The organism is Streptomyces sp. NPDC037288, from assembly GCF_055603265.1.
On sequence record NZ_JBVJVY010000007.1, the window covers coordinates 124295 to 149120 of the forward strand.

The window sequence follows — 24826 nt, forward strand, 5'->3', positions numbered from 1 at the left end:
CGAGCGGGGTGCGCAGGGAGCCGACTAGGGCGAAGCGGTAGGCGGGCGCCCGGCCCCCCCCCCCCCCCCCCCCCCCGCCCCCCCCCACCCCCCCCCCCCCCCCCCCCCCCCCCCTCGCGCATGGTGCCGACTCGCAGGAGACAATGGTCGCGTGAACGCCGACAGTCCCCCGGCCCCGCAGGCCGTTCCGTACGACGCCGTCGCGGACCCGCTGTGGCGGCGCCTGGCCGTCCCGGCCGGGCTCCTCACGGCCGTCGCCGGAGCCTTCGCATACGTCGGTGCCGTCGACCCCGGCGAACCCGGTCACTACCCCGTCTGCCCGCTGTACCGGCTCACCGGCCTGTACTGCCCCGGCTGCGGCGGCCTGCGCAGCGCGCACGCCTTCGTCCACGGCGACCTCCTCACCGCCCTGCACGACAACGCGCTGGGCGTCGCCGCCTACCTGGGCTTCGCCGTGCTGTGGACCGTGTGGGTGATCCGTGCGGCGCGCGGCCGGCCGATGCGCGTGGACCTGGGACCGGTGCACCTGTGGGCCGCCGGTGCGGTGCTCCTGTTGTTCACGGCTGTGCGGAACCTGCCGTCGGGCGGCTGGCTGCATCCCTGATCGGTCGGGTCGACGTCCAGGTGGTGGGACCGGCGTCCACCGGATGCGAAGGCTCCGCACCGCTGCGGATACCATCGCAGTGACCACAAGTTTTCAAAACCTGAAGGAACCACCGTCTGAAAGGGGGCCGCTCGCGTGAGTGTGCTCGACGAGATCATCGACGGAGTCCGTGCCGACCTGGCGGAGCGGCAGGCACGCGTCAGCCTCGACGAGCTCAAGGAGCGCGCGGCCAAGGCTCCTGCCGCCAAGGACGGAGTGGCCGCGCTCAAGGGCGACGGCGTGAAGGTGATCTGCGAGGTCAAGCGCTCCAGCCCCTCCAAGGGCGCGCTGGCCGCGATCGCCGACCCCGCCGGGCTGGCCGCGGACTATGAGGCGGGCGGTGCGGCCGTCATCTCCGTCCTCACCGAACAGCGCCGCTTCGGCGGCTCGCTGGCCGACCTCGAGGCCGTCCGTGCGCGCGTGGACGTCCCGCTGCTCCGCAAGGACTTCATCGTCACCTCGTACCAGCTGTGGGAGGCCCGGGCGTACGGCGCCGACCTCGCGCTGCTGATCGTGGCCGCCCTGGACCAGCCGGCCCTGGAGTCGCTGATCGAGCGCGCGGTCTCCATCGGCCTCACCCCGCTCGTCGAGGTCCACGACGAGGACGAGGTCGAGCGGGCCGTGGACGCGGGCGCCAAGATCATCGGCGTCAACGCGCGCGACCTGAAGACCCTGGAGGTCGACCGCGGCACGTTCGAGCGGGTCGCGCCGGAGATCCCGGACCACATCGTCAAGGTCGCCGAGTCCGGTGTGCGGGGCCCGCACGACCTGATCGCCTACGCCAACGCCGGTGCCGACGCGGTCCTGGTCGGCGAGTCCCTGGTCACCGGCCGTGACCCGAAGACGGCCGTCTCCGACCTGGTCGCCGCGGGCGAGCACCCCGCTCTGCGGCACGGGCGGGGCTGATCGCCGGTAGGCTGGGTAACGATGACTCTCACCGTGACGACCGTGGACCGGCACGCCCGCCTGGCGCGTGGCTGCCGCCCGAGGGGCTGTCGCGCCCCGGCGAGGCGCGTCCACGGCCGCCGCGTGCGTTACGTCATCGGTGACGAGCCCGGGCAGGTGAACGGCCGTCGATGGCAGCGCGCCCCACAGGGGCGCGGGGAACTGCGCGACCAGCCGTACACGGCCTGAGGTCGTACGACGAACTCCGCCCCCACGGCGAACAGTGTCTTTTCACACACTCACCGTGAGGTATTCGCATGCCCAGCGATTTCTTCTTCCCTGACCCCACCGGCCAGGTGCCCAGCGCCGAGGGCTACTTCGGCGCGTTCGGCGGCAAGTTCATCCCGGAGGCCCTCGTCGCCGCCGTCGACGAGGTCGCCGTCGAGTACGACAAGGCCAAGCAGGACCCCGAGTTCGCCCGAGAGCTCGACGACCTGCTCGTCAACTACACGGGGCGCCCGTCGGCGCTGACCGAGGTACCCCGTTTCGCCGCGGAAGCGGGGGGCGCCCGGGTGTTCCTCAAGCGCGAGGATCTCAACCACACCGGTTCCCACAAGATCAACAACGTGCTCGGCCAGGCCCTGCTCACCAAGCGGATGGGCAAGACCCGGGTCATCGCCGAGACCGGCGCCGGCCAGCACGGTGTCGCCACGGCCACCGCCTGTGCCCTCTTCGGCCTCGACTGCACCATCTACATGGGCGAGGTCGACACCCGGCGCCAGGCCCTGAACGTGGCCCGCATGCGCATGCTGGGCGCCGAGGTCGTCGCCGTGAAGTCCGGCAGCCGCACCCTGAAGGACGCCATCAACGAGGCGTTCCGCGACTGGGTCGCCAACGTGGATCACACGCACTACCTGTTCGGGACCGTCGCCGGACCGCACCCCTTCCCGGCCATGGTCCGCGACTTCCACCGGGTCATCGGCGTCGAGGCCCGCCGCCAGCTGCTGGAGCGCGCCGGGCGCCTCCCGGACGCCGCCATCGCCTGCGTCGGCGGCGGCTCCAACGCCATCGGACTCTTCCACGCCTTCATCCCCGACGAGGGCGTCCGCCTCATCGGCTGCGAGCCGGCCGGACACGGCCTCGAGACGGGAGAGCACGCGGCCACCCTGACCGCGGGCGAGCCCGGCATCCTGCACGGCTCCCGGTCCTACGTGCTGCAGGACGACGAGGGCCAGATCACCGAGCCGTACTCGATCTCGGCGGGCCTGGACTACCCGGGCATCGGACCGGAGCACTCCTACCTCAAGGACTCCGGCCGCGGCGAGTACCGCGCGATCACGGACGACGCGGCCATGCAGGCCCTGCGCCTGCTGTCCCGTACCGAGGGGATCATCCCGGCCATCGAGAGCGCCCACGCCCTGGCCGGCGCCCTGGAGGTCGGCAGGGAGCTGGGCAAGGACGGCCTGATCATCGTCAACCTCTCCGGCCGCGGCGACAAGGACATGGACACCGCCGCCCGCTACTTCGGCCTGTACGACACCGACGCCGAGGTGGCCGCCGACCAAGCCGACACCGCCGAGATCGAGGGGGACGCCAAGTGAGCGGGGCCGCATTGAACAGCACCAAGGGTCAGCTGCTGTCCGACACCCTCGCCGCCGCCAAGGCCGGGGGAAGGTCCGCGCTGATCGCCTACCTCCCGGCCGGCTTCCCGACCGTGGACGGCGGCATCGAGGCGATCAAGGCCGTCTTCGAGGGCGGGGCGGATGTCGTGGAGGTGGGTCTGCCGCACAGCGACCCCGTCCTCGACGGCCCGGTCATCCAGACCGCCGACGACATCGCCCTGCGGGGCGGCGTCAGGATCGCCGACGTCATGCGGACGGTCCGCGAGGCGTACGCCGCGACCGGCAAGCCCGTGCTCGTCATGACGTACTGGAACCCCATCGACCGCTACGGCGTCGAGCGGTTCACCGCCGAGCTGGCCGAGGCGGGCGGCGCGGGCTGCATCCTGCCCGACCTGCCGGTGCAGGAGTCGGCCCTGTGGAGGGAGCACGCCGAGAAGCACGGCCTCGCGACGGTCTTCGTCGTGGCGCCGAGCAGCAAGGACGAGCGGCTCGCCCAGATCACCGCGGTGGGCAGCGGCTTCGTCTACGCGGCGTCGCTGATGGGTGTCACCGGCACCCGCGAATCCGTCGGCGCCCAGGCCCAGAACCTGGTCGAGCGCACCCGCGCCACCGGCACCGAGCTGCCCGTCTGCGTCGGACTCGGCGTCTCCAACGCCGCCCAGGCCGCCGAGGTCGCGGGCTTCGCCGACGGTGTGATCGTCGGTTCGGCGTTCGTGAAGCGGATGCTGGACGCGCCCGACCACGCGGCGGGTCTCGCGGCGGTCCGCGAGCTGGCCGGGGAGCTGGCGAAGGGCGTGCGCGGACAGGCGTAACCGCCGGTCGTTTTCCTATCAGAACATTCGGTCACTCGAACGAGTGGACCTGGGACCGGGGAGGCGCGCTGCGCCTTCCCGGTTCGTTCTGGGGGTGTGAGTGAGAAGAACCGTGACGGAAAGCGCACCGCCCGGGAGCGGCTGGCGGTCGAGCGCGAGAAGCAGAGGGCCGCGGACAAGCGGCGGCGCACGCTCATCGTGGGCGCGAGCATCGTCTGCGTCCTGGGCCTCGCGGCGGTGATCGGCGTGCTCGCCGCGAACGCGGGCAAGGACAAGGGCGGCCAGAAGGCGGGACCGGTCGTGGCGCCATCGGGCGCGCAGGGCAAGGACAGCCTCGCGATCCCGGTCGGCAAGGACGGCGCCAAGTCCACGCTCACCGTCTGGGAGGACCTCCGCTGCCCGGCCTGCCAGGCGTTCGAGATCGCCTACCGCCCGACGCTCCACCAACTGGTCGACTCCGGCAAGCTCAGGATCGAGTACCACCTGGTCCGGCTGATCGACGGCAACCTCGGCGGCACCGGCTCCCTGCGCGCGGCCAACGCCGCGGCCTGCGCCCAGGACACCGGAAAGTTCCGCGACTACCACGACGTGCTGTACGCGAACCAGCCCAAGGAGACCGACGACGCGTACGCCGACAACGCCAAGCTGACCGCGCTGGCCGGAAAGGTCGGCGGTCTGAACACCCCGGCCTTCCAGAAGTGCGTCAAGGACGGCACCCACGACAGCTGGGTGAACAAGTCCCAGAAGGCCTTCCAGGGCGGCGGCTTCACCGGCACGCCCACCGTCCTGCTCGGCGGGAAGAACATCTACCAGGACCAGACCATGACCCCGGCCAAGCTCAAGCAGATGGTGGAGGCGGCCGACCGCGGGTAAGGACTTCCCCGGACCGTCCGCTTTTCTCACGCCCCCGTTATGGACCCGTAGCCGGGCTGCTTGCCGTCCCCACGGCCCGGCACGGTAGCGTCGGACCTGCCATGGAACTTTCCTACATTCCCAGCCCGTCGCGCGGGGTGCTCTACCTCGGCCCCATCCCGCTGCGCGGCTACGCCTTCTGCATCATCATCGGCGTCTTCGTGGCCGTCTGGCTCGGCAACAAGCGCTGGATCGCCCGCGGCGGGCGGGCCGGTACCGTCGCCGACATCGCGGTCTGGGCGGTGCCGTTCGGCCTGGTCGGCGGTCGGCTGTACCACGTGATCACGGACTACGAGCTGTACTTCAGCGACGGCCGTGACTGGGTGGACGCCTTCAAGGTGTGGGAGGGCGGCCTGGGCATCTGGGGCGCGATCGCGCTCGGCGCGCTCGGCGCGTGGATCGGCGCGCGGCGCCGGGGCATCCCGATGCCGGCGTACGCCGACGCCGTCGCGCCCGGCATCGCCTTCGCACAGGCCATCGGCCGCTGGGGCAACTGGTTCAACCAGGAGCTGTACGGCCATGAGACCCACGTTCCCTGGGCACTGCACATCACCTCCTCCGAGGGCGGCCGGGTCCCGGGCTACTACCACCCGACCTTCCTCTACGAGTCCCTGTGGTGTGTCGGCGTCGCCCTCCTGGTCATCTGGGCCGACCGCCGCTTCACGCTGGGCCACGGCCGAGCGTTCGCCCTGTACGTCGCCGCGTACTGCGCGGGGCGCGGCTGGATCGAGTACATGCGCGTCGACGACGCCCACCACATCCTGGGCGTCCGCCTCAACGTCTGGACCGCGCTGATCGTGTTCGTGCTCGCGGTGACGTACCTCATCGTGTCGGCGAAGAAGCGGCCGGGCAGGGAAGCCGTGGTGGAGCCCGAGGCCGTTGCCGAGGTGGCCGGTGCTGAGCCGGATGCCGCTGCCGAGGCCGAGGACAAGAGCGGGGACAAGACCGAGGACCAGACCGAGCCCTCCGATGCGGAGGCGAAGGACGAGGCCGAGTCGGCGACGAAGAAGAGCTGACGGCCGGTCGTACGACGCCGAGGGCGCCCGGGTTTTCCCCGGGCGCCCTCGGCGTGTGCGGGCGAGGTCAGGCCCTGTACGCCAGCGTCAGCGTGCGCCGGGCCATGGCCACCACCGCCGCGTCGATGAAACGGCCGTCGGGGAGGGCCTGGGCGCCCTCCTTCGTGGCCGCTGCCTTGAGGATCGTCTCCGCGTGTTCGATCTCCGCCGGTGTGGGCAGGTAGGCCCGTTCGATCACCGGCAGCTGCCGGGGGTGGATCGCGGCGCGGCCCAGGAAGCCGAGGGTGCGGCCGTGGGCGCAGGAGGCGGCGAGGCCGTCCAGGTCGCGGATGTCGGGGTGGACCGACTGGGGCGGTGGGGCGAGGCCGGCCGCACGGGCGGCGACGACCACTCGGGAGCGCGGCCAGTCGAGGCCCGCGTCGGCCCGTACCCCCAGGTCGGCCCGCAGGTCCGCCTCGCCGAGGGCGATGCCCCGCAGGGCGGGGTGCGCGGTGGCGATGGCATGGGCGTGCTCGATGCCGAGGGCCGTCTCCAGCAGGGCGTACAGCGGGACGGGGGTGGCCGCGGCGACCTGCCTGATCGCGTCCGGGCCGGTCACCTTGGGGAGCCGCAGGCCCGAGAGGCCGGGGAGCGCGGCCAGGGCGGCCAGGTCCCCGGCGGCCCAGGGGCTGTCCAGGGCGTTGACGCGGACGTGTACCGGGACCGGCTGGGGCTCGGTGAGGAGGTCGGCCGTGGCCGCGCGGGCGTACTCCTTGCGGCCCTGGGCGACCGCGTCCTCCAGGTCGATCACCACCACGTCGGCGCCCGCGGCCAGCGCCCTGGCCACCACGGCCGGGCAGTCGCCGGGAACGTAGAGCCAGGTCAGCGGGGCCCGGGTCACAGGGCTCCCTCCGCGCGCAGGACGGCGACCTCGGCCGGGGTGAGGCCCAGCTCGGTGAGCACGGCCTCGGTGTCGGCGCCGTGCGGGCGGCCGGCCCAGCGGATCGCGCCGGGGGTCGCGGAGAGCCGGAAGAGCACGTTCTGCATGCGCAGCGGGCCCAGCTCGGGGTCGAAGACCGTGGTGATCGTGTCCAGCGCCTGGTACTGGGGGTCGGCCAGGACGTCCCGGACGTCATGGACCGGGGCCGCCGCGGCCTCGGCCTTCTCGAAGGCCGCGAGGACCTCGGCGCGGGTGCGGGCGGCGATCCAGCAGCCGACCGCCTCGTCCAGGACGTCGGCGTGCGCGGCGCGGTCCGCGCCGGTGGCGAACCACGGTTCCCCGATCAGCTCCGGACGGCCCACCAGGCGCATCACCCGTTCCGCGACCGACTGCGCGGACGTGGAGACCGCGACCCAGAGCCCGTCCGCGGTGCGGTACGTGTTGCGCGGTGCGTTGTTCGCGGAGCGGTTGCCGGTGCGTTCCTGCACATGACCGAGCTGGTCGTACCAGGTCGGGTGCGGGCCGAGGACCGACAGCATCGGCTCGATGATCGCCATGTCGACGACCTGCCCGGCCCCGGTGCGCTCCCGTGCGGCCAGCGCCGTGAGCACCGCGTAGGCGGTCGCCAGGCCCGTGACCGAGTCCGCGAGCCCGAACGGCGGCAGCGTCGGCGGTGCCTCCGGCTCACCGGTGAGCGCGGCGAAGCCGCTCATCGCCTCGGCGAGGGTGCCGAAGCCGGGGCGGTGGGCATACGGGCCGAACTGGCCGAAGGCCGTCACCCGGGCGAGGAGCAGCCGAGGGTTGGCGGCCGACAGCTCCGCCCAGCCCAGCTCCCACTTCTCCAGGGTCCCCGGGCGGAAGTTCTCGATCACCACGTCGGCGGTGGCGGCGAGCCGGAGCAGGACGGCACGGCCGCCGGGCGTGGACAGGTCCAGGGTGATGGTCCGCTTGTTGCGGCCGAGCACCTTCCACCACAGGCCGATGCCGTGCTTGGCCGGGCCGTGCCCGCGGGAGGGGTCCGGCCGGTCCGGGTGCTCGACCTTGATCACCTCGGCGCCGAAGTCACCGAGCAGCGTGGCGGCCATCGGGCCCGCGAACAGCGTCGCCAGGTCCAGCACCCGCAGACCGGTCAGCGGCGGTGCCGTCGTACTCACACGTGCCGCACTCATGCGGTGCACTGTGCGTCGATCTCCGGGCGGTACGGCATCGACGCCGACGCCCCGGCCCGCTGGACGGAGATCGCCGCGGCGGCCGCCGCCCAGGACAGGGCCTCCCGTACCGGTTTCTCCTCGGCGAGGGCCACCGCGAGCGCACCGACGAAGGTGTCACCGGCGCCCGTGGAGTCGACGGCCGTCACGCTCGGCGCCGGGATCACGAGCGGCTCGGCGCCCCGGGCCAGGTAGAGGCTGCCGGTCGCGCCCAGGGTGACGACGACCTCGGGCACCTGGTCCAGCAGGGCGGCGGCGGCCTCGCGCGGGTCGGTGCGGCCGGTGAGCGTGACCGCCTCGAACTCGTTGGGCACCAACAGGTCGATGACGTCGAGGAGTTCGGGAGGCAGCGGCTGGGCGGGCGACGGGGTGAGGACCGTACGGACCCCGTGCCGGCGTGCCGCCTGAGCGCCGGCGACGACCGCGGCCAGCGGGATCTCCAACTGCAGCAGCAGGGCGTCGGCGGAGGCGATCACGCCCTCGTCACCGGGCGAGAGGTGGTCGACGGTGCCGTTCGCGCCGGGGATGACGACGATGGAGTTGGCACCCTCGTCGTCCACCACGATGTGCGCGGTGCCGGACGGGCCCTCGACCGTGCGCAGGAAGTCGGAGTCCACGCCGGAGTGTTCGAGGGCGTCGCGCAGCCGCAGGCCGAAGGCGTCGTTGCCGACCGCGCCGATCATCGAGACGGTCGCGCCGGCGCGGGCGGCGGCGATCGCCTGGTTGGACCCCTTGCCGCCGGGGACGGTGTGGAACTCGCGTCCCGTCACGGTCTCGCCGCGCTGCGGGGCCTTCGCGACATAGGTGACGAGGTCCATGTTCGTGCTGCCGAGGACGACGATGTGGGTCATGAGCGGGTCGCCTCCAGATGGGTGAGATGGGCGAGGGTGTCGAAGCCGGTGCCGTCGAAGTCGCCGACGGCGGTGGCGAGCCGGTTCTTCAGCGGGGCCCGCCAGCGGTCGGGGAGGGCGGCGGGGGCGCCGGCGAGCAGTCCGGCGATGCTGCCGGCCGTGGCGCCGTTGGAGTCGGTGTCCCAACCGCCCGACACCGCACGGCACACGGAGCCGGTGAAGTCGCCGTCCGCGTGGGTGAGGGCGGCGGCCAGCAGGGCGGTGTTGGGGAGGGAGTGCACCCAGTGGTGGGCGGGGGAGTAGCGGGCGTGGAGTTCGTCCACGACCTCGTCGAAGTCCTCGCGGGACCCGGCCAGTTCGACGGCGTGGTCGATCGCACGCGCGAGCCGGGAGCGGGGCGGGACCACGCTCCGGCCGGTGCGCAGACAAGCGTGCACGTCCTGGGCGCCGGTCGCGGCGGCGGCGATGACGGCGGCCGTGAACATCGCCGCGTAGACGCCGTTGGCCGTGTGGGTGAGGACCGCGTCGCGGTGCGCCTGTTCGGCGGCGGCGGCCGGGTCGCCGGGGTTGGTCCAGCCGTGCACGTCGGCGCGGATCAGGGCGCCGATCCACTCGCGGAAGGGGTTGCGGTGGCGGGCGGTGTGCGGGGGTTCGATGCCGGACAGGAGGTTGCGGTAGGCGATGCGTTCGGCGGTGAAGGCGCGGCCGGGCGGGAGCTCGTCCAGCCAGAGCCGGGCCACGTCGCCGGTGCGGAAGCTCCTTCCGTGGCGCTGGAGGAGCAGCAGATTGAGGAGGGGGTAGTTGAGGTCGTCGTCCTCGGGCATGCCGTCGATGTTCTCGGCGAGGCAGGTGTCGGCCGAGCGGCGGTTCCACGGGTGGGCGGCGAGGAGGTCTTCCGGGACGCCGACGCCGGTGAAGTAGGTGGTGAGGGGCCAGTTGCCGGCTGCGCGGGCGAGGGCCCGGATGGCGTCGAGGGGGAGCTTTTCGACGGGCTTGCCGAGGAGGCAGCCGATGGCCCGGCCGAGCCAGGCGGCTTCGAGGGCGGCCGGGGTGGGGGCCGGCGCAGCTGGGCAGCGCCCCGCAGGGGGGCGGGGGACTGCGCGATCGGCCGCGTCGGGCCCGCAGCCGGACGACGGCCAGTCCGTGCACAGGCGCTTGATGCGTGCCAGGTCCGTCGGTTCGTCCTCGGACAGGTGACTGGGCAGGTCGGCCAGTTCGTCCAGCAGGTCTTCCGCGAGGAGACGCAGATAGCGGGACGCCCGGTGGGTGGACGCCCCCGCGCGCGGCGGCGCTTCGGGGCCGCCCGCCGCTCGCCAGCGGGCCTCGATCGCCGACGGCTCACGGCCGTCCAGCCGTGCCTGGCGGAGTTCGTGGCCCAGCAGGTCCTCCGGCTGGACCCAGGTCAGTCGGAGCATGCAGTTCCTCCGAGGGCCGTGAACGCCCGCTCGTGGGCGCGGCGCCGCCGTACGTCGCGTGCGAAGACCTCCCGCGTGACCTCGGTGAGCGTGCGGGCCGGCGCCCACAGGTCCAGGCGGCTGGCCTCGGCGACCGCCTTCGCCCAGTCCTCCGGGACGGGCGAGCCGAGGGCGCCCGCGAGGGCACCGGCCATCGTGGCGATCGAGTCGCAGTCCCGGCCGTAGTTGACCGCGCCGAGGACCGCGTGCCGGTAGTCGCCGCCGGAGACCAGCACCATGCCCAGCGCGATGGGCAGTTCCTCGATCGCGTGCAGCCGGGAGGGGCGGCGGGCGGCGAGCGAGGGCGCGCGGTAGTCCGGGCCGACGGTGTCGTACGGGGCCACCGCCGCGCGCAGGGGGCGCAGAGCCGACTCGAAGTCGGTGTACTCGCAGGCCACTTCGCAGACCTTCTCGACCGCCACGCGCGTGCCGTCCTTCGCCAGGGACAGGCAGGCGCCGACGACGGAGTCCGGGGTCGCGCCCGGTGTCGCGGCGGCGGCGACGGCCGCGGCCAGGACACCGGCCGCCTCCCGGCCGTACGACGACTGGTGCGCGCCGGCGATGTCCAGCGCCTCGGCGTAGGCGGCGGCCGGGTTGGCCGCGTTGACCAGTCCGACGGGGGCCATGTACATCGCCGCGCCGCAGTTGACGATGTTGCCGACGCCCGCCTCCCGGGGGTCCGCATGACCGTAGGCCAGCCGGGCCGCGAGCCACTTCTCGGCGAGGAAGAGGCGGTGCAGGGGCAGGGCCTCGGTCTCCAGTTCCGGGATCCACCGCAGGTTGGTCATCAGGTCCGGGACCAGGTGGTCGGCGATCGAGTACGCGTCGAGGTGGTCGCGGACGCGGGCGTAGACCCGGATCAGCGCGTGGGTCATCAGGGTGTCGTCGGTGACGTGGCCGTCGCCCTTGTGGTATGGGGCGACGGGGCGGGCGGTGCGCCAGGCGTCGCCGTGCCAGGGGCCGACGATGCCGTGGACACGGCCGCCGTGGCGCTCGGCGATCTGCTCCGGGGTGTAGCCCTCCACCGGACCGCCGAGGGCGTCGCCGACGGCCGCTCCGACGAGGGCGCCGGTGATCCGCTCGTCGAGGCCGTGCACGGGACTGTCCGAAGGGGGATGACTGTTTTCTTCGTCTTTCAGTCCTTTGGACTTCTTGGGCGTCATGCCCCGAATCATCCTCCTGGGTGGGCCGGTTGTGCGGCTTCCAGGAGTCCGGCGAGTTCCACCAGGTCGGTGCCGGTGAGGCGGGGCAGTGCGCAGCCGGACAGGGTGCGGCAGGCGTCCCGCCAGGTCTGCGGGACGGCCGCGCCGCCGCCGAGGGCTCCGGTCAGGGCGCCCGCGAGGGCGGGAGCGGAGTCGGCGACCCGGGACAGGCAGGCGGCGGCGGGTACGGCCTCGGCGATCCGGCCGCCGGCGGCGGTGGCCAGGGCGAGGGCGACCGGGACGGTCTCGGCCGCGGCGATGCCGTAGCTGTAGACGTGGTCGACGATCTGGTGCTCGAGGAGCGGGACGAGGGCGAAGGCGGACTCGCTGTCCTCGGCGAGGGCCAGCGCGTGACGGGCGTTGCGGCCGATCTCGGTGTCGGGCGGGAGCTCGGCGAGCGCGGCGGTCACGCATGCGTCCGTCTCGGCGCCGGCGAGGGCGAGGGCGAGGGCCGCGGCCATGGCGCGGGCGCCGTGCACGCCGTCGCCGTCCTGGGTGTAGCGGGCGTCGAACTCGGCGAGGGCGGCGGCGCGTTCGGGGTCGCCGGGGTGGGCGACGGCGAGGACGCAGGCGCGGACGCAGGCGGCGTCGTCGAAGTAGTGCGGGTTGTCGTGCCCGGTGGCGGGCGGCCGCAGCCCGGTGGCGAGGTTGCCGAGGCCGGCGCGGACCGAGATGCGGGCGCGCAGGGGGAGCACGGCGGACTCGATCTCGGGGGCGCGGTCCGCCGCGGCGGCGACTTCCGCGGCCACGGCGGTCCAGGTGAGGTCGATGGCGGCGCGGGTACGGCGCTCTCGGCTGAGGTCGCCGAGGACGTCGTCGTCGCCGGCCCGCAGCACCGCCTCCGCGGCGAAGGCCGCCCACTCGGCGTCGTCGGAGGGGCCGAGGCGGAGGGGTTCGGGGGGTTGGTTCAGGGCGATCGGTACGGGGAGGGTGGTGGTGGCGTTCTGCTCGGCGAAGGTGTCCAGTTCGCGGGTGAGGCGCCGGGTCCACTCGGGCATGCGGCTGGCTCGGTGCCGTGCCGCCGGCCAGCCGGCGGCGTCGCCTGCGGCCAGGCCGAGCAGGAGCCCCTCGATGCGGCGCGCTTTCATGGCCGGCCCTCGCTGTCCTGCTTGCCGGAGTTCCCCGCACCGACCAGCGGACTCCGCCCCCTGGCCCCCCGCTCACCCGCCCACCGACCCGACTCGGTGGGCTCAGAACCGGCCGGGACCGGCGCGAGGGAGCCGTCCGGTGCGGGTGGAGGCGGGAGGGAGGCGGGGAATGCGGTCGGTTCGGGTGCGGGCGGGAGGGAGGCGGGGAATGCGGTCGGTTCGGGTGGGGGCGGGAGGGGAGCGGGGGGTTCGGTCGGCTGGGGTGCCGTCCCCGCCCCTTCCGGGAGCGAGCCCCGTAGTGCGGCCCCCGTCCCCTCCGGAGGTAAGCCCCGTAGAGCAGCCCCTGCTCCTTCTCGAAGCGCCTCCGGGAGAGCAGTCTCCGCCGTTTCCCGAAGTGCCTCCGGGAGAGCAGCCTGCGCCGCTTCCTGAAGTGCCCTCGGGAGGGCAGTCTCCGCCGTTTCCCGAAGTGCCTCCGGGAGAGCAGCCTGCGCCGCTTCCTGAAGTGCCCTCGGGAGGGCAGTCTCAGCCGTTTCCCGAAGTGCCCCCGGTAGCGCAGGCCCCGTTCCTTCCCCCAGCAACCCGGGTGCCGCACCGCGCGCCCCCTCCCGCGGCACCCCGGGAAGCGTCACCTTCGCCCCCCGCTTCTCTCCCTCAGCCGGTACCAGCAGCTCCGCCACCTCCAGGACGTGGTGGCCGGTCATGGCGGGCAGGCAGTGGCCGCGGGCCGGGCCGATGGGGGTGGCCCAGTGGGGCGGGATCGCCGCGATGCCGTAGGTCGCGCCGGCCAGGGCGCCGGCCACAGCCGCCGTCGTGTCCGCGTCGCGGCCCATGTTGACGGCGGTCAGAACGGCCTGCACGAAGTCGCCGTCGGCCGCCGCGTACGCCCCGAAGGCGAGGGCGACCGCCTCGGGGGCCAGGTCGGTCCAGGGATAGCCGCCGATGACGACCGCGCAGCGGACCGCGCGTTCGCCGCGGTGGGCCACGGCCACCGCGCGCCGCAGGGAGCGCGCCGTCCAGGAGTCCTCGGGTACGACCGCGAGGGCCGCGGCGATCACCACCGGAACCGGCGCGCCGGTCATCGCCGCCGCCACCCCGGCCGCCACCGCCTGGCCGCCGTAGATGCCCTCGCCCTCATGGCTGACCGAGCCGTCGATCGCCACCAGCCGGGCCGCCTCGGCGGGCCGGCCGGCCGCGAAGACGCCGAAGGGGGCCGCGCGCATCGCCAGGCCGTCGCTCCAGGCGTGCCGGTGCTGGGCCGAGATGGGCGCCGCAAGGCCGCGGCGCAGGTTCTCCAGGGTGCCGCGCTCGCTGAAGCCCGCGCCCCGGAAGGGGCCCTCGGCCCGGTCGGCGATCCACTCGTGCCAGGCCGCCTCCACATGGGCCGGAGTCAGCGCCGAACCGTGCCGGGCGAGCAGCAGCCCCGAGAAGATCGCGTACTCCGTGTCGTCCGTGCCGCACGGCTTCTCCGCCACGTAGCCGGTGATGCGGCCCCAGCGGGCGCGGATCTCGGACGGCTTGAGGTTCTCCGCGGGCGCTCCCAGCGCGTCCCCGACGGCCAGGCCGAGCAGCGCGCCGCGGGCCCGCTCGCGCAGTCCGGCGGCGTCGGGCGCGGGGAGCGGGGGACTGCAGGCGATCGATGCCATGGGCGGCCTCCTTCAGCGGGACCACGAAGACGCTTTGCGGATGTGTCCCACGGCGCGCGCCCACGCGAGCCTCCGCAGAGCCGGAGTCACCCTCTCGGCATCTGAGCATGATCATGCACGGATGAGCAAAGTCGGTGCGCAATCAGGTAAAGGCGCAGGTTAGCCCAGCCTTTCCTTGCTGGCGCGAGCGGCGGAATGGGCATAGGTTCGGTGCTGTCGAAAAGTAGAACTCATCCAAAGTTAGCTTTGGCTAAGCTATCCGGGGGTCCCCATGGCCGTCATCGAAACGCAGGCCGCGCTGCACGAGGCGCACCGCGACAACCACACGCACCGCGACGTCAACGGCGGCTGGCTGCGCCCCGCGGTCTTCGGTGCGATGGACGGCCTTGTCTCCAACCTCGCCCTGATGACAGGTGTCGCCGGCGGGTCCGTGAGTCATCAGACCATTGTCATCACCGGGCTCGCGGGACTGGCCGCCGGCGCCTTCTCCATGGCGGCCGGTGAGTACACCTCGGTCGCCTCGCAGCGGGAGCTGGTCGAGGCCGAGCTGGATGTCGAGCGCCGTGAGCTGCGCAAGCACCCGCAGGACGAGCAGGACGAGCTCGCGGCGCTGTATGTCGCCCGCGGTGTCGAGCCCGACCTGGCCCGGGAGGTCGCGCGCCAGCTGTCCGAGGACCCCGAGCAGGCCCTGGAGATCCACGCCCGGGAAGAGCTGGGCATCGACCCCGGTGACCTGCCCTCGCCGCTGGTCGCCGCCGTCTCCTCCTTCGGGTCCTTCGCCCTCGGCGCCCTGCTGCCCGTGCTGCCGTTCCTGCTCGGCGCGACCGCGCTGTGGCCCGCCGTGCTGCTCGCCCTCGCCGGGCTCTTCGGCTGCGGTGCCGTGGTGGCCAAGGTGACCGCGCGCGGCTGGTGGTACAGCGGCCTCAGGCAGCTCGTGTTGGGCGGTGCCGCGGCCGGTGTGACGTACGCCCTGGGCGGCCTGTTCGGAACGGCCGTAGGATAGCGGGGCCGGGACTTATGCGTCGGGCCGCATAAGTAGCCGTTACTCGCTGGTTTCAAATGCGTGACCACCGGGCATGAGCCGTAAGCGCTGCAGGCAATGACGCCTGCCGCACCCCTGTGGGGAGAGTGAAGACGCTCCCCCCGCACCCCCGGGCCGCCGGACACCGATCCGACCGATCTTCTCCGCGACGGTCCCCTTCACACGTCTGCCGCCGCCGTGTGCGGCACCGCGCCGCCTCGCGCGGCACCTGCCGCGTACCGCGCGGCACCCCCGCCGCCTCGTGCGGCAGCCTGCCGCGGACCGTGCGGCACAGGTGCCACGGACCCCGTGGCGTCCGCATGTTGGAACGGAGTATCCGCTTCCCGGGTACCACCCCATCATGTAATCTGCACGAAATTTTGCACTCCACGCAGAGGGCCAACGTCGTCCCTCGGCACTTGCCACATGCCTCATGACGACGACGGGAGAGCCGATGCGTACGCCGCGCCAGCCGTCCCAGCATTCCGCGAATGGCCAGAACTGGTCGTTCATGGATGCTCGCCCTGCTGCGCAGGGTATGTACGACCCCCGCAACGAACACGACGCCTGTGGTGTCGGTTTCGTCGCCACCCTTACCGGCGAGGCGTCCCACACGCTGGTCGAGCAGGCGCTCACCGTGCTGCGCAACCTGGAACACCGCGGCGCCACCGGCTCCGAGCCGGACTCGGGTGACGGCGCGGGTCTGCTCTGCCAGGTGCCCGACGCCTTCTTCCGCGAGGTGGCCGGATTCGACCTTCCCTCGGCCGGCTCCTATGCCGTAGGCACCGCCTTCCTGCCCGAGGAGGGGAGCGCTGACTCCGTCTCACAGATCGAGACGATCGCCGGCGAGGAGGGCCTCACCGTCCTCGGCTGGCGTGAGGTCCCGGTCGCCCCGGAGCTGCTGGGTGCCACCGCCCGCTCCACCATGCCGGTCTTCCGGCAGATCTTCGTCGCCGACGGCGGCGCCAGCGAGGGCATCGCGCTGGACCGCAAGGCGTTCGTGCTGCGCAAGCGTGCCGAGCGCGAGGCCGGTGTCTACTTCCCGTCGCTCTCCGCCCGCACGATCGTGTACAAGGGCATGCTGACCACCGGCCAGCTGGAGCCCTTCTTCCCGGATCTGTCCGACCGCCGGTTCGCGTCGGCCGTCGCGCTGGTGCACTCCCGGTTCTCCACGAACACCTTCCCGTCGTGGCCGCTCGCGCACCCGTACCGCTTCGTCGCGCACAACGGTGAGATCAACACCGTCAAGGGCAACCGCAACTGGATGCGCGCCCGCGAGTCCCAGCTGGTCTCCGACCTGTTCGGCTCCTCCGGGAAGACCCTCGAGCGGATCTTCCCCGTCTGTACGCCGGACGCCTCCGACTCCGCCTCCTTCGACGAGGTCCTGGAGCTGCTGCACCTGGGCGGGCGTTCGCTGCCGCACTCCGTGCTGATGATGATCCCGGAGGCGTGGGAGAACCACGACTCCATGGACCCGGCCCGGCGCGCCTTCTACCAGTTCCACTCCACGATGATGGAGCCCTGGGACGGTCCCGCCTGTGTCACCTTCACCGACGGCACCCAGGTCGGCGCCGTGCTCGACCGCAACGGTCTGCGCCCGGGCCGCTACTGGGTCACCGACGAGGGCCTCGTCGTCCTCGGCTCCGAGGTCGGCGTCCTCGACATCGACCCGGCCAAGGTCGTCCGCAAGGGCCGCCTGCAGCCCGGCAAGATGTTCCTCGTCGACACCGCCGAGCACCGCATCATCGAGGACGACGAGATCAAGGCCTCCCTCGCCACCGAGAAGCCGTACGCCGAATGGCTGGAGGCCGGCGAGATCGAGCTGGGCGACCTGCCCGAGCGCGAGCACATCGTCCACACCCACGCCTCGGTCACCCGCCGCCAGCAGACCTTCGGCTACACCGAGGAGGAGCTGCGCGTCATCCTCGCCCCGATGGCCCGCACCGGCGCCGAGCCGATCGGCTCCATGGGCACCGACTCGCCGATCGCGGCCCTGTCCGAGCGCCCGCGCCTGCTCTTCGACTACTTCACCCAGCTGTTCGCGCAGGTCACCAACCCGCCGCTGGACGCGATCCGCGAGGAACTGGTCACCTCCCTGCGCTCCTCGCTGGGCCCGGAGGGCAACCTGCTGGAGCCGACGGCCGCCTCCTGCCGCTCGGTCACCCTGCCCTTCCCGGTGATCGACAACGACGAGCTGGCCAAGCTCATCCACATCAACGCCGACGGCGACATGCCCGGTTTCAAGGCCGCGACCCTGTCCGGTCTGTACCGGGTGAGCGGCGGCGGTGAGTCGCTGGCCGCCCGTATCGCGGAGATCTGCGCCGAGGCCGACGCCGCCATAGAGAACGGCGCCCGCCTGATCGTCCTCTCGGACCGCCACTCGGACGCCGAGCACGCGCCGATCCCGTCGCTGCTGCTCACCTCGGCCGTTCACCACCACCTCATCCGCACCAAGCAGCGCACCCAGGTGGGCCTGCTGGTCGAGGCCGGTGACGTCCGCGAGGTCCACCACATCGCCCTGCTCATCGGCTACGGCGCCGCCGCCGTCAACCCGTACCTGGCGATGGAGTCCGTCGAGGACCTGCTGCGCGCGGGCACCTTCCTCAACGGTCTGGAGCCCGAGAAGGCCATCAAGAACCTGATCTACGCCCTCGGCAAGGGCGTCCTGAAGGTCATGTCGAAGATGGGCATCTCCACCGTCGCCTCCTACCGCGGCGCCCAGGTCTTCGAGGCCGTCGGCCTGGACGAGGCCTTCGTCGAGAAGTACTTCAACGGCACCGCCACCAAGATCGGCGGCGTCGGCATCGACGTCATCGCCGAGGAGGTCGCCGCCCGCCACGCCAAGGCCTACCCGGCCTCCGGCATCGCCCCGGCGCACCGCGCGCTGGAGATCGGCGGCGAGTACCAGTGGCGCCGCGAGGGCGAGCCCCACCTGTTCGACCCGGACACGGTCTTCCGCCTCCAGCACTCCACGCGCACCGGCCGCTACGACATCTTCAAGAAGTACACGTCCCGCGTGAACGAGCAGTCCGAGCGCCTGATGACGCTGCGCGGCCTGTTCGGCTTCAAGTCCGACCGCCAGCCGATCCCCGTCGACGAGGTCGAGCCGGTCAGCGAGATCGTCAAGCGCTTCTCGACGGGTGCGATGTCGTACGGCTCCATCTCCAAGGAGGCGCACGAGACCCTCGCCATCGCCATGAACCAGCTGGGCGGCAAGTCCAACACCGGTGAGGGCGGCGAGGACCCGGAGCGCCTGTACGACCCCGCGCGCCGGTCCGCCATCAAGCAGGTCGCCTCCGGCCGCTTCGGCGTCACCTCCGAGTACCTGGTCAACGCGGACGACATCCAGATCAAGATGGCTCAGGGCGCCAAGCCCGGCGAGGGCGGCCAGCTGCCCGGCCACAAGGTCTACCCGTGGGTCGCCAAGACGCGTCACTCGACCCCGGGCGTGGGCCTGATCTCGCCGCCGCCGCACCACGACATCTACTCCATCGAGGACCTGGCCCAGCTGATCCACGACCTGAAGAACGCGAACCCGCAGGCGCGGATTCACGTCAAGCTGGTCTCCGAGGTCGGCGTCGGCACGGTCGCCGCGGGTGTCTCCAAGGCGCACGCGGACGTGGTCCTGATCTCCGGCCACGACGGCGGTACGGGTGCCTCCCCGCTCACCTCGCTGAAGCACGCCGGCGGCCCCTGGGAGCTCGGCCTCGCCGAGACCCAGCAGACCCTGCTGCTCAACGGTCTGCGCGACCGCATCGTCGTGCAGACCGACGGCCAGCTGAAGACCGGCCGCGACGTGATCATCGCCGCGCTGCTCGGCGCCGAGGAGTTCGGTTTCGCGACCGCTCCGCTCGTCGTCTCCGGCTGCGTCATGATGCGCGTCTGCCACCTGGACACCTGCCCGGTCGGCATCGCCACCCAGAACCCGACCCTGCGCGACCGCTTCGCCGGCAAGGCCGAGTACGTGGTGAACTTCTTCCGGTTCATCGCCGAGGAGGTCCGCGAGCTGCTGGCCGAGCTGGGCTTCCGCTCCATCGAGGAGGCCGTCGGCCACGCGGAGGTGCTGGACGTCGAGCGCGCGGTCGACCACTGGAAGGCGCAGGGCCTGGACCTGGAGCCGCTGTTCCACGTGCCGGACCTGCCCGAGGGCGCGGTGCGCCACCAGCTGGTCGAGCAGGACCACGGCCTGGAGAAGGCGCTGGACAACGAGCTGATCAAGCTCGCCGCCGACGCCCTGGCCGCGAACGACGCGACCGAGGCACAGCCGGTGCGCGCCCAGGTCGCCATCCGCAACATCAACCGCACGGTCGGCACCATGCTCGGCCACGAGGTGACGAAGAAGTTCGGCGGCGCGGGCCTGCCCGACGACACCGTCGACATCACCTTCACCGGCTCCGCCGGCCAGTCCTTCGGCGCGTTCCTGCCGCGCGGTGTCACGCTGCGCCTGGAGGGCGACGCCAACGACTACGTCGGCAAGGGCCTCTCCGGTGGCCGCGTCATCGTCCGCCCGGACCGGGCCGCCGACCACCTCGCCGAGTACTCGACCATCGCGGGTAACACCATCGCCTACGGCGCCACCGGCGGCGAGCTGTTCCTGCGCGGCCGTACCGGTGAGCGGTTCTGCGTCCGCAACTCCGGCGCGCTGGTCGTCTCCGAGGGCGTGGGCGACCACGGCTGCGAGTACATGACCGGCGGTCACGCGGTCGTCCTCGGCCCGACCGGCCGCAACTTCGCGGCGGGCATGTCCGGCGGCATCGCCTACGTCATCGATCTCGACCGCGACAACGTCAACGTCGGCAACGTCGACTCGGTCGAGGCGCTGGACGAGACGGACAAGCAGTGGCTGCACGACGTGGTGCGCCGCCACGCCGAGGAGACCGGCTCGACGGTCGCCGAGAAGCTGCTCGCCGACTGGGACCAGGCCGCGCAACGGTTCAGCAAGATCATCCCCAGCACGTACAAGGCAGTGCTCGCCGCCAAGGACGCCGCCGAGCGAGCCGGTCTGACCGAGACCGAGATCACCGAGAAGATGATGGAGGCGGCGATCAATGGCTGACCCGAAGGGCTTCCTGCACCACGGCCGCGAGGTCGCCAAGACCCGTCCCGTCGGTGAGCGCGTCAGGGACTGGAACGAGGTCTACGTCCCCGGTTCCCTGCTGCCGATCATCAGCAAGCAGGCCAGCCGGTGCATGGACTGCGGCATCCCGTTCTGCCACAACGGCTGTCCGCTGGGGAACCTGATCCCCGAGTGGAACGACTACGCCTACCGCGAGGACTGGGCCGCCGCCCAGGAGCGGCTGCACGCGACCAACAACTTCCCGGAGTTCACCGGTCGCCTCTGCCCGGCCCCCTGCGAGTCGGCGTGCGTGCTCGGCATCAACCAGCCGCCGGTCACCATCAAGAACGTCGAGGTCTCGATCATCGACAAGGCGTGGGAGACCGGGGACGTCGCCCCGCAGATCCCCGAGCGCCTGTCCGGCAAGACGGTCGCGGTCATCGGCTCGGGCCCGGCGGGTCTCGCCGCCGCCCAGCAGCTGACCCGGGCCGGCCACACGGTCGCCGTCTACGAGCGCGCGGACCGCGTCGGAGGCCTCCTCCGCTACGGCATCCCCGAGTTCAAGATGGAGAAGCGGCACATCAACCGCCGTATCGAGCAGATGCGCGCGGAGGGCACCCGCTTCCGTACCGGCGTCGAGATCGGCCGCGACCTGGGCGCCCGCGACCTGAAGAAGCGCTACGACGCGATCGTGATCGCCGCTGGTTCGACCACGGCCCGCGATCTCCCCGTCCCCGGGCGGGAGCTCAAGGGCATCTACCAGGCGATGGAGTACCTGCCGCTGGCGAACAAGGTCCAGGAGGGCGACTACGTCACCTCGCCGATCTCGGCCGAGGGCAAGCACGTCGTCGTCATCGGCGGCGGTGACACCGGCGCGGACTGCGTGGGCACCGCGCATCGGCAGGGCGCGGCCTCCGTCACCCAGCTGGAGATCATGCCCCGCCCGAACGAGGAGCGGCACCCGACCAACCAGCCGTGGCCGACGTTCCCGCTCCTCTACAAGGTCACCTCGGCCCACGAGGAGGGCGGTGAGCGGATCTACTCCGCCTCCACCACCCACTTCGAGGGCGACGAGGACGGCAACGTGCAGTGGCTGCACCTGGCCGAAGTGGAGTTCGTCGACGGCAAGTTGACCTCCAAGCCGGGCACCGAGCGCAAGATCCCGGCCCAGCTGGTCACCCTCGCCATGGGCTTCACCGGCACCGACCGGGAGAACGGCCTGGTGGAGCAGTTCGGCCTGGATCTCGACGAACGCGGTAACATCGCCCGCGACGCCGACTTCCAGACCAACGTGCCGGGTGTGTTCGTCGCCGGTGACGCCGGCCGCGGACAGTCCCTCATCGTGTGGGCGATCGCGGAGGGCCGCTCGGCCGCCCGCGGTGTCGACCGGTTCCTGACCGGTGCCAGCGACCTGCCGGCCCCGATCCGCCCGACGGACCGCGCCCTGGCGGTCTGACGGCACCCCGAAGAACGTCCCGTACAACGGCGTACGGAACACTGACGGCGCCTGCCCACCGTCCCCGACCGGACCCTGGGCAGGCGTCGTCGCATGTCCGCACAGCCGAGAGGGATCATGGCCGCGCTCAGTCTGCGCAAGGTGGAACAGACCGCCCCCGCGCTGGTCAGCCTGTACAAGAGCGCCGGGGTGTCCTTGCGCAAGCACGGCCTGGACGGGCTGCGCGCCGCCGTCTACCTGGTGGTCGACCACTCGGGCTCGATGAAGCCGTACTACAGGGACGGCAGCGTGCAGACGCTCGCCGACCGGGTGCTGGGCCTGTCCGCGCATCTGGACGACGACGGCCGGGTACCGGTGGTGTTCTTCTCCACGGACGTCGACGCGGTCACCGACATCGCCCTCGACCGCCACGAGGGCAGCGTCGAGCGGATCGTGTCCGGACTCGGGCACATGGGCAGGACCAGCTATCACCTGGCCATGGACGCCGTCATCGACCACTACCTGGACAGCGGCGCCACCGACCCCGCCCTGGTCGTGTTCCAGACCGACGGCGGCCCGGTCAACAAGCTCGCCGCCGAGCGCTATCTGTGCAAAGCGGCCAGGCTGCCGCTGTTCTGGCAGTTCGTCGGCTTCGGCGACCCCGGCAGCCGGCAGTTCGAGTTCCTGCGGAAGCTGGACGAGCTGGCCGTACCGGGCAAGCGGATCGTCGACAACGCCGGCTTCTTCCACGCCGGCGAGGACCCGCGGCGCGTCTCCGACGCCGAGCTGTACGACCGGCTCGTCGGCGAGTTCCCGCGGTGGCTGGCCGCCGCGCGCGCCGCGGGTGTCGTGCGGCCGGCCTGAGTCAGGCTCCGGCGTCGATCCGCTTGAACCCCTCGTCTTTCTCGAGCGCGTCGTCGAGCACCACCTCCCGGCACTCCTCCGGCGTGCCCCACGCGGTGCGCAGGGCGCGGGCCTTGGTCAGCCACAGGGACAGGTCGTACTCCGCGGTGTAGCCGATCGCACCGTGCAGCTGCAGTGCCGTACGGGCCGTGCGGTACGCCGCCTCGCACGCCGTGAGCTTGGCGGCGGCCACGTCCGCGGGGCGCAGGGAGAGTGCCGCGCCGAGGACCAGGGGTCTGGCGAACTCCAGGGCGGTCCTGGCATCCGCGAGGCGGTGCTTGACCGCCTGGAAGGAGCCGACGGGGACACCGAACTGGGTGCGCTGCCGGACGTATGCGACCGTGCGGTCGAGGAGGGCGAGTCCGACGCCGAGGGCCTGGGCGGCGGTGGCCAGGCGAGCCCAGGTGAGGGCGCGGTCGAGCGGCGGATCGGAGGTGAGGAGTTCACCGTCCGGGGCGAGCGGGGTGAGACGGCGGGCGGGGTCGAGGGAGCGGCGCAGGGGGCCGGCGGCCGTGGCGGACAGGCGGAGACCGTCGGCGGTGAGCGCCAGGCGGAGGGTGGCCACGTCGGCGTCGAGGGCGTGTCCGGTGGCCGATATCGCGGTTGCTCCGGTGCCGGGGCGGTGCCCGAGGAGCGCCGCCACCGTCGCCAGGTCCGTCCCGGCCGCGAGCCCCGGCAGGAAGCGCTTGGCCGAGGGGAGGTCCCGGACGAGTACCGCCGCGGCGACCGTCTCCACCAGGGGACCCGGTACCGCATGCCGCCCCAACTCCACGAAGGCGAGTGCCAGTTCCACGGGACGCGGCCCCAGTCCGCCGTACTCCTGCGGCACCGCGAGGCCGAACACCCCCGCCGCGGCGATCCGCGACCACAGCGCGCGCCCGCTCGCATGGTCGCCGCGGCTCCAGTCCCGGACCACCGCCGGGGTGTTCGCGGCCGACAGCATCGTGTGCAGGGAGTCGGTGAAGGCGCGCTGTTCGGCGTCGAGGAGGAAGCGCATCAGCGGCGTCCCTTCGGCAGGCCGAGCAGCCGCTCGGCGATGATGTCGCGCTGGATCTCGTTGGTGCCCGCGTAGAGGGGACCGGCGAGCGAGAAGACGTACCCCTCGGACCAGTCCGTGTCCGCCGACTCGCCTTCCGGGCCCAGCAGATCGAGGGCCGTCTCGTGCAGCGCGAGGTCCAGCTCGGACCAGAAGACCTTGTTCATGCTGGACTCGGGACCGAGTTCCTCCCCGTCCAGGAAGCGGGAGGCGGCGGCGTAGGTGAACAGCTGGTAGGCGCGGGCGCCGACCAGGGCGTCGGCCACCCGCGCGCGGACGTGCTCAGGGCAGCCGCGCGCCCGCCACAGCTCCACCAGCCGGTGCGCCGAGGCGAGGAAGCGGCCCGGTGAGCGCAGGGTGAGCCCGCGTTCGTTGCCCGCCGTGGACATCGCGATCCGCCAGCCCTGGCCGGGCTCGCCGATGACGTCCTCGTCCGGCACGAACACGTCGTCCAGGAACAGCTCGGCGAAGGCCGGCTTGCCGTCCAGGCGGCCGATCGGACGGACCGTGACACCCGGCGCCCGCAGGTCGAACATCACGTACGTGAGCCCCTGATGGGGTTTCGGGGTGTCCGGGTCGCTGCGGAACAGGCCGAAGGCCCGGTCGGCGAAGGCCGCCCGGGAGGACCAGGTCTTCTGCCCGCCGAGCAGCCAGCCGCCGTCCGTCCGCAGCGCCCTGGAGGTCAGCGAGGCCAGGTCGGAACCCGCTTCCGGCTCGGACCAGGCCTGCGCCCAGACCACCTCGCCGGTGGCCATCGGCGGCAGCACACGCGCGCGTTGCTCCTCCGTGCCGTGGTCGAAGAGCGTCGGGGCGAGCAGGCTGATGCCGTTCTGCCCGACCCGGCCCGGGGCACCCGCCGCCCAGTACTCCTCCTCGAACACCAGCCACTTGAAGGTGGTGGCCGCACGGCCACCGTACCGCTCCGGCCAGGACACCACCGACCAGCGGTCCGCGGCCAGTTCGGCCTCCCACGCGCGGTGCGCCGCGAAGCCCTCCGCCGTCTCCAAAGACGGCAGCGGGGAGCGCGGCACATGCGCCTCCAGCCAGGCCCTGGCCTCGGCGCGGAACTCCTCGTCGGCCTCGGAGTGGGACAGATCCACCGCCGTCGCCTCCCTTCCGG

20 protein-coding genes are annotated in these 24826 nt (G+C 72.5%); 11 read left to right on the forward strand and 9 right to left on the reverse strand.

The genetic code is table 11. The features are described 5' to 3' along the window. Positions 1-211 precede the first annotated feature (211 nt). From ACZ7GZ_RS10970 to lgt, 7 genes are all read left to right on the forward strand, one after another. Positions 212-604, forward strand: a complete 393-nt coding sequence (locus tag ACZ7GZ_RS10970; RefSeq protein WP_471023135.1) for a DUF2752 domain-containing protein — start codon at positions 212-214, stop codon at positions 602-604. A 135-nt stretch (positions 605-739) separates the two neighbouring features. Then, positions 740-1549: an indole-3-glycerol phosphate synthase TrpC gene (gene trpC / locus ACZ7GZ_RS10975; protein WP_471022833.1), complete on the forward strand. Its 810-nt coding sequence runs from the start codon at positions 740-742 to the stop codon at positions 1547-1549. Positions 1550-1570: 21 nt separating this feature from the next. Further along, a complete protein-coding gene (trpM, locus tag ACZ7GZ_RS10980; RefSeq protein WP_471022834.1) occupies positions 1571-1777 on the forward strand; it encodes a tryptophan biosynthesis modulator TrpM in 207 nt (68 codons plus the stop codon). Positions 1778-1845: 68 nt separating this feature from the next. Beyond that, positions 1846-3129, forward strand: a complete 1284-nt coding sequence (gene trpB, locus ACZ7GZ_RS10985) for a tryptophan synthase subunit beta (protein WP_471022835.1) — start codon at positions 1846-1848, stop codon at positions 3127-3129. An 11-nt stretch (positions 3130-3140) separates the two neighbouring features. Then, the gene (trpA, locus tag ACZ7GZ_RS10990; protein ID WP_471022837.1) at positions 3141-3962 is read left to right on the forward strand and encodes a tryptophan synthase subunit alpha; all 822 of its coding nucleotides are present in this window, start codon (positions 3141-3143) and stop codon (positions 3960-3962) included. Positions 3963-4058: 96 nt separating this feature from the next. After that, positions 4059-4835, forward strand: a complete 777-nt coding sequence (locus ACZ7GZ_RS10995; RefSeq protein ID WP_471022838.1) for a DsbA family protein — start codon at positions 4059-4061, stop codon at positions 4833-4835. Between the two features lie 101 nt (positions 4836-4936). Continuing rightward, positions 4937-5890, forward strand: a complete 954-nt coding sequence (gene lgt, locus ACZ7GZ_RS11000; RefSeq protein WP_471022841.1) for a prolipoprotein diacylglyceryl transferase — start codon at positions 4937-4939, stop codon at positions 5888-5890. Positions 5891-5957: 67 nt separating this feature from the next. Here the strand turns inward: lgt and ACZ7GZ_RS11005 are convergent, their stop codons facing one another. Genes ACZ7GZ_RS11005 through ACZ7GZ_RS11035 form a run of 7 tightly spaced genes read right to left on the reverse strand, consistent with a single transcriptional unit; the run spans position 5958 to position 14255 of the window. Continuing rightward, positions 5958-6770, reverse strand: a complete 813-nt coding sequence (locus tag ACZ7GZ_RS11005; RefSeq protein ID WP_471022842.1) for an HpcH/HpaI aldolase/citrate lyase family protein — start codon at positions 6768-6770, stop codon at positions 5958-5960. Then, positions 6767-7978 (reverse strand): CaiB/BaiF CoA transferase family protein, encoded by a 1212-nt coding sequence (locus tag ACZ7GZ_RS11010; RefSeq protein WP_471022845.1) that lies wholly within the window; start codon positions 7976-7978, stop codon positions 6767-6769. The genes ACZ7GZ_RS11005 and ACZ7GZ_RS11010 overlap by 4 nt, the downstream gene beginning before the upstream one ends. Continuing rightward, positions 7975-8868 carry a ribokinase gene (rbsK, locus tag ACZ7GZ_RS11015; protein WP_471022848.1) on the reverse strand — a complete coding sequence of 298 codons (894 nt, stop codon included), beginning with the start codon at positions 8866-8868 and terminating at the stop codon, positions 7975-7977. Before rbsK ends, ACZ7GZ_RS11010 begins: the two co-directional genes overlap by 4 nt. Beyond that, the gene (locus ACZ7GZ_RS11020) at positions 8865-10283 is read right to left on the reverse strand and encodes an ADP-ribosylglycohydrolase family protein (RefSeq protein ID WP_471022850.1); all 1419 of its coding nucleotides are present in this window, start codon (positions 10281-10283) and stop codon (positions 8865-8867) included. Before ACZ7GZ_RS11020 ends, rbsK begins: the two co-directional genes overlap by 4 nt. Further along, entirely contained in the window at positions 10271-11485 is a 1215-nt protein-coding gene (locus ACZ7GZ_RS11025; protein ID WP_471022852.1) for an ADP-ribosylglycohydrolase family protein, read from the reverse strand. Before ACZ7GZ_RS11025 ends, ACZ7GZ_RS11020 begins: the two co-directional genes overlap by 13 nt. Positions 11486-11493: 8 nt before the next feature. Next, the gene (locus ACZ7GZ_RS11030; protein ID WP_471022854.1) at positions 11494-12612 is read right to left on the reverse strand and encodes an ADP-ribosylglycohydrolase family protein; all 1119 of its coding nucleotides are present in this window, start codon (positions 12610-12612) and stop codon (positions 11494-11496) included. Next, positions 12609-14255 carry an ADP-ribosylglycohydrolase family protein gene (locus ACZ7GZ_RS11035; RefSeq protein ID WP_471022856.1) on the reverse strand — a complete coding sequence of 549 codons (1647 nt, stop codon included), beginning with the start codon at positions 14253-14255 and terminating at the stop codon, positions 12609-12611. Before ACZ7GZ_RS11035 ends, ACZ7GZ_RS11030 begins: the two co-directional genes overlap by 4 nt. 271 nt (positions 14256-14526) lie before the next feature. Here ACZ7GZ_RS11035 and ACZ7GZ_RS11040 point away from each other — a divergent pair, with 271 nt between their 5' ends. The 4 genes from ACZ7GZ_RS11040 (at position 14527) to ACZ7GZ_RS11055 (ending at position 22631) form a co-directional block, all read left to right on the forward strand. Then, positions 14527-15258: a VIT1/CCC1 transporter family protein gene (locus ACZ7GZ_RS11040; RefSeq protein ID WP_471022857.1), complete on the forward strand. Its 732-nt coding sequence runs from the start codon at positions 14527-14529 to the stop codon at positions 15256-15258. Positions 15259-15730: 472 nt separating this feature from the next. Beyond that, the gene (gene gltB / locus ACZ7GZ_RS11045) at positions 15731-20332 is read left to right on the forward strand and encodes a glutamate synthase large subunit (RefSeq protein WP_471022859.1); all 4602 of its coding nucleotides are present in this window, start codon (positions 15731-15733) and stop codon (positions 20330-20332) included. Next, on the forward strand, positions 20325-21788 hold the full coding sequence (locus ACZ7GZ_RS11050) for a glutamate synthase subunit beta (RefSeq protein ID WP_471022861.1): 1464 nt from the start codon (positions 20325-20327) through the stop codon (positions 21786-21788). Before gltB ends, ACZ7GZ_RS11050 begins: the two co-directional genes overlap by 8 nt. A gap of 117 nt (positions 21789-21905) precedes the next feature. Further along, on the forward strand, positions 21906-22631 hold the full coding sequence (locus ACZ7GZ_RS11055) for a VWA domain-containing protein (RefSeq protein WP_471022863.1): 726 nt from the start codon (positions 21906-21908) through the stop codon (positions 22629-22631). A 1-nt stretch (position 22632) separates the two neighbouring features. Here ACZ7GZ_RS11055 and ACZ7GZ_RS11060 read toward each other — a convergent pair whose 3' ends face one another. Next, positions 22633-23667, reverse strand: coding sequence for an acyl-CoA dehydrogenase family protein (locus ACZ7GZ_RS11060; protein WP_471022865.1), 1035 nt, complete (start codon positions 23665-23667; stop codon positions 22633-22635). Further along, on the reverse strand, positions 23667-24806 hold the full coding sequence (locus ACZ7GZ_RS11065) for an acyl-CoA dehydrogenase family protein (RefSeq protein ID WP_471022866.1): 1140 nt from the start codon (positions 24804-24806) through the stop codon (positions 23667-23669). Before ACZ7GZ_RS11065 ends, ACZ7GZ_RS11060 begins: the two co-directional genes overlap by 1 nt. Positions 24807-24826 lie beyond the last annotated feature (20 nt).

What these genes read in the sequence shown, in the direction of transcription:
- gltB (WP_471022859.1), top strand. Translation starts at nt 15,731, where the DNA reads ATGCGTACGCCGCGCCAGCCGTCCCAGCATTCCGCGAATGGCCAGAAC.
- ACZ7GZ_RS11040 (WP_471022857.1), top strand. Translation starts at nt 14,527, where the DNA reads ATGGCCGTCATCGAAACGCAGGCCGCGCTGCACGAGGCGCACCGCGAC.
- ACZ7GZ_RS11020 (WP_471022850.1), bottom strand. Translation starts at nt 10,283, where the DNA reads ATGCTCCGACTGACCTGGGTCCAGCCGGAGGACCTGCTGGGCCACGAA.
- lgt (WP_471022841.1), top strand. Translation starts at nt 4,937, where the DNA reads ATGGAACTTTCCTACATTCCCAGCCCGTCGCGCGGGGTGCTCTACCTC.
- trpB (WP_471022835.1), top strand. Translation starts at nt 1,846, where the DNA reads ATGCCCAGCGATTTCTTCTTCCCTGACCCCACCGGCCAGGTGCCCAGC.
- ACZ7GZ_RS11030 (WP_471022854.1), bottom strand. Translation starts at nt 12,612, where the DNA reads ATGAAAGCGCGCCGCATCGAGGGGCTCCTGCTCGGCCTGGCCGCAGGC.
- ACZ7GZ_RS11050 (WP_471022861.1), top strand. Translation starts at nt 20,325, where the DNA reads ATGGCTGACCCGAAGGGCTTCCTGCACCACGGCCGCGAGGTCGCCAAG.
- rbsK (WP_471022848.1), bottom strand. Translation starts at nt 8,868, where the DNA reads ATGACCCACATCGTCGTCCTCGGCAGCACGAACATGGACCTCGTCACC.
- trpM (WP_471022834.1), top strand. Translation starts at nt 1,571, where the DNA reads ATGACTCTCACCGTGACGACCGTGGACCGGCACGCCCGCCTGGCGCGT.
- ACZ7GZ_RS11025 (WP_471022852.1), bottom strand. Translation starts at nt 11,485, where the DNA reads ATGACGCCCAAGAAGTCCAAAGGACTGAAAGACGAAGAAAACAGTCAT.
- ACZ7GZ_RS11010 (WP_471022845.1), bottom strand. Translation starts at nt 7,978, where the DNA reads ATGAGTGCGGCACGTGTGAGTACGACGGCACCGCCGCTGACCGGTCTG.
- ACZ7GZ_RS11060 (WP_471022865.1), bottom strand. Translation starts at nt 23,667, where the DNA reads ATGCGCTTCCTCCTCGACGCCGAACAGCGCGCCTTCACCGACTCCCTG.
- ACZ7GZ_RS11055 (WP_471022863.1), top strand. Translation starts at nt 21,906, where the DNA reads ATGGCCGCGCTCAGTCTGCGCAAGGTGGAACAGACCGCCCCCGCGCTG.
- ACZ7GZ_RS11035 (WP_471022856.1), bottom strand. Translation starts at nt 14,255, where the DNA reads ATGGCATCGATCGCCTGCAGTCCCCCGCTCCCCGCGCCCGACGCCGCC.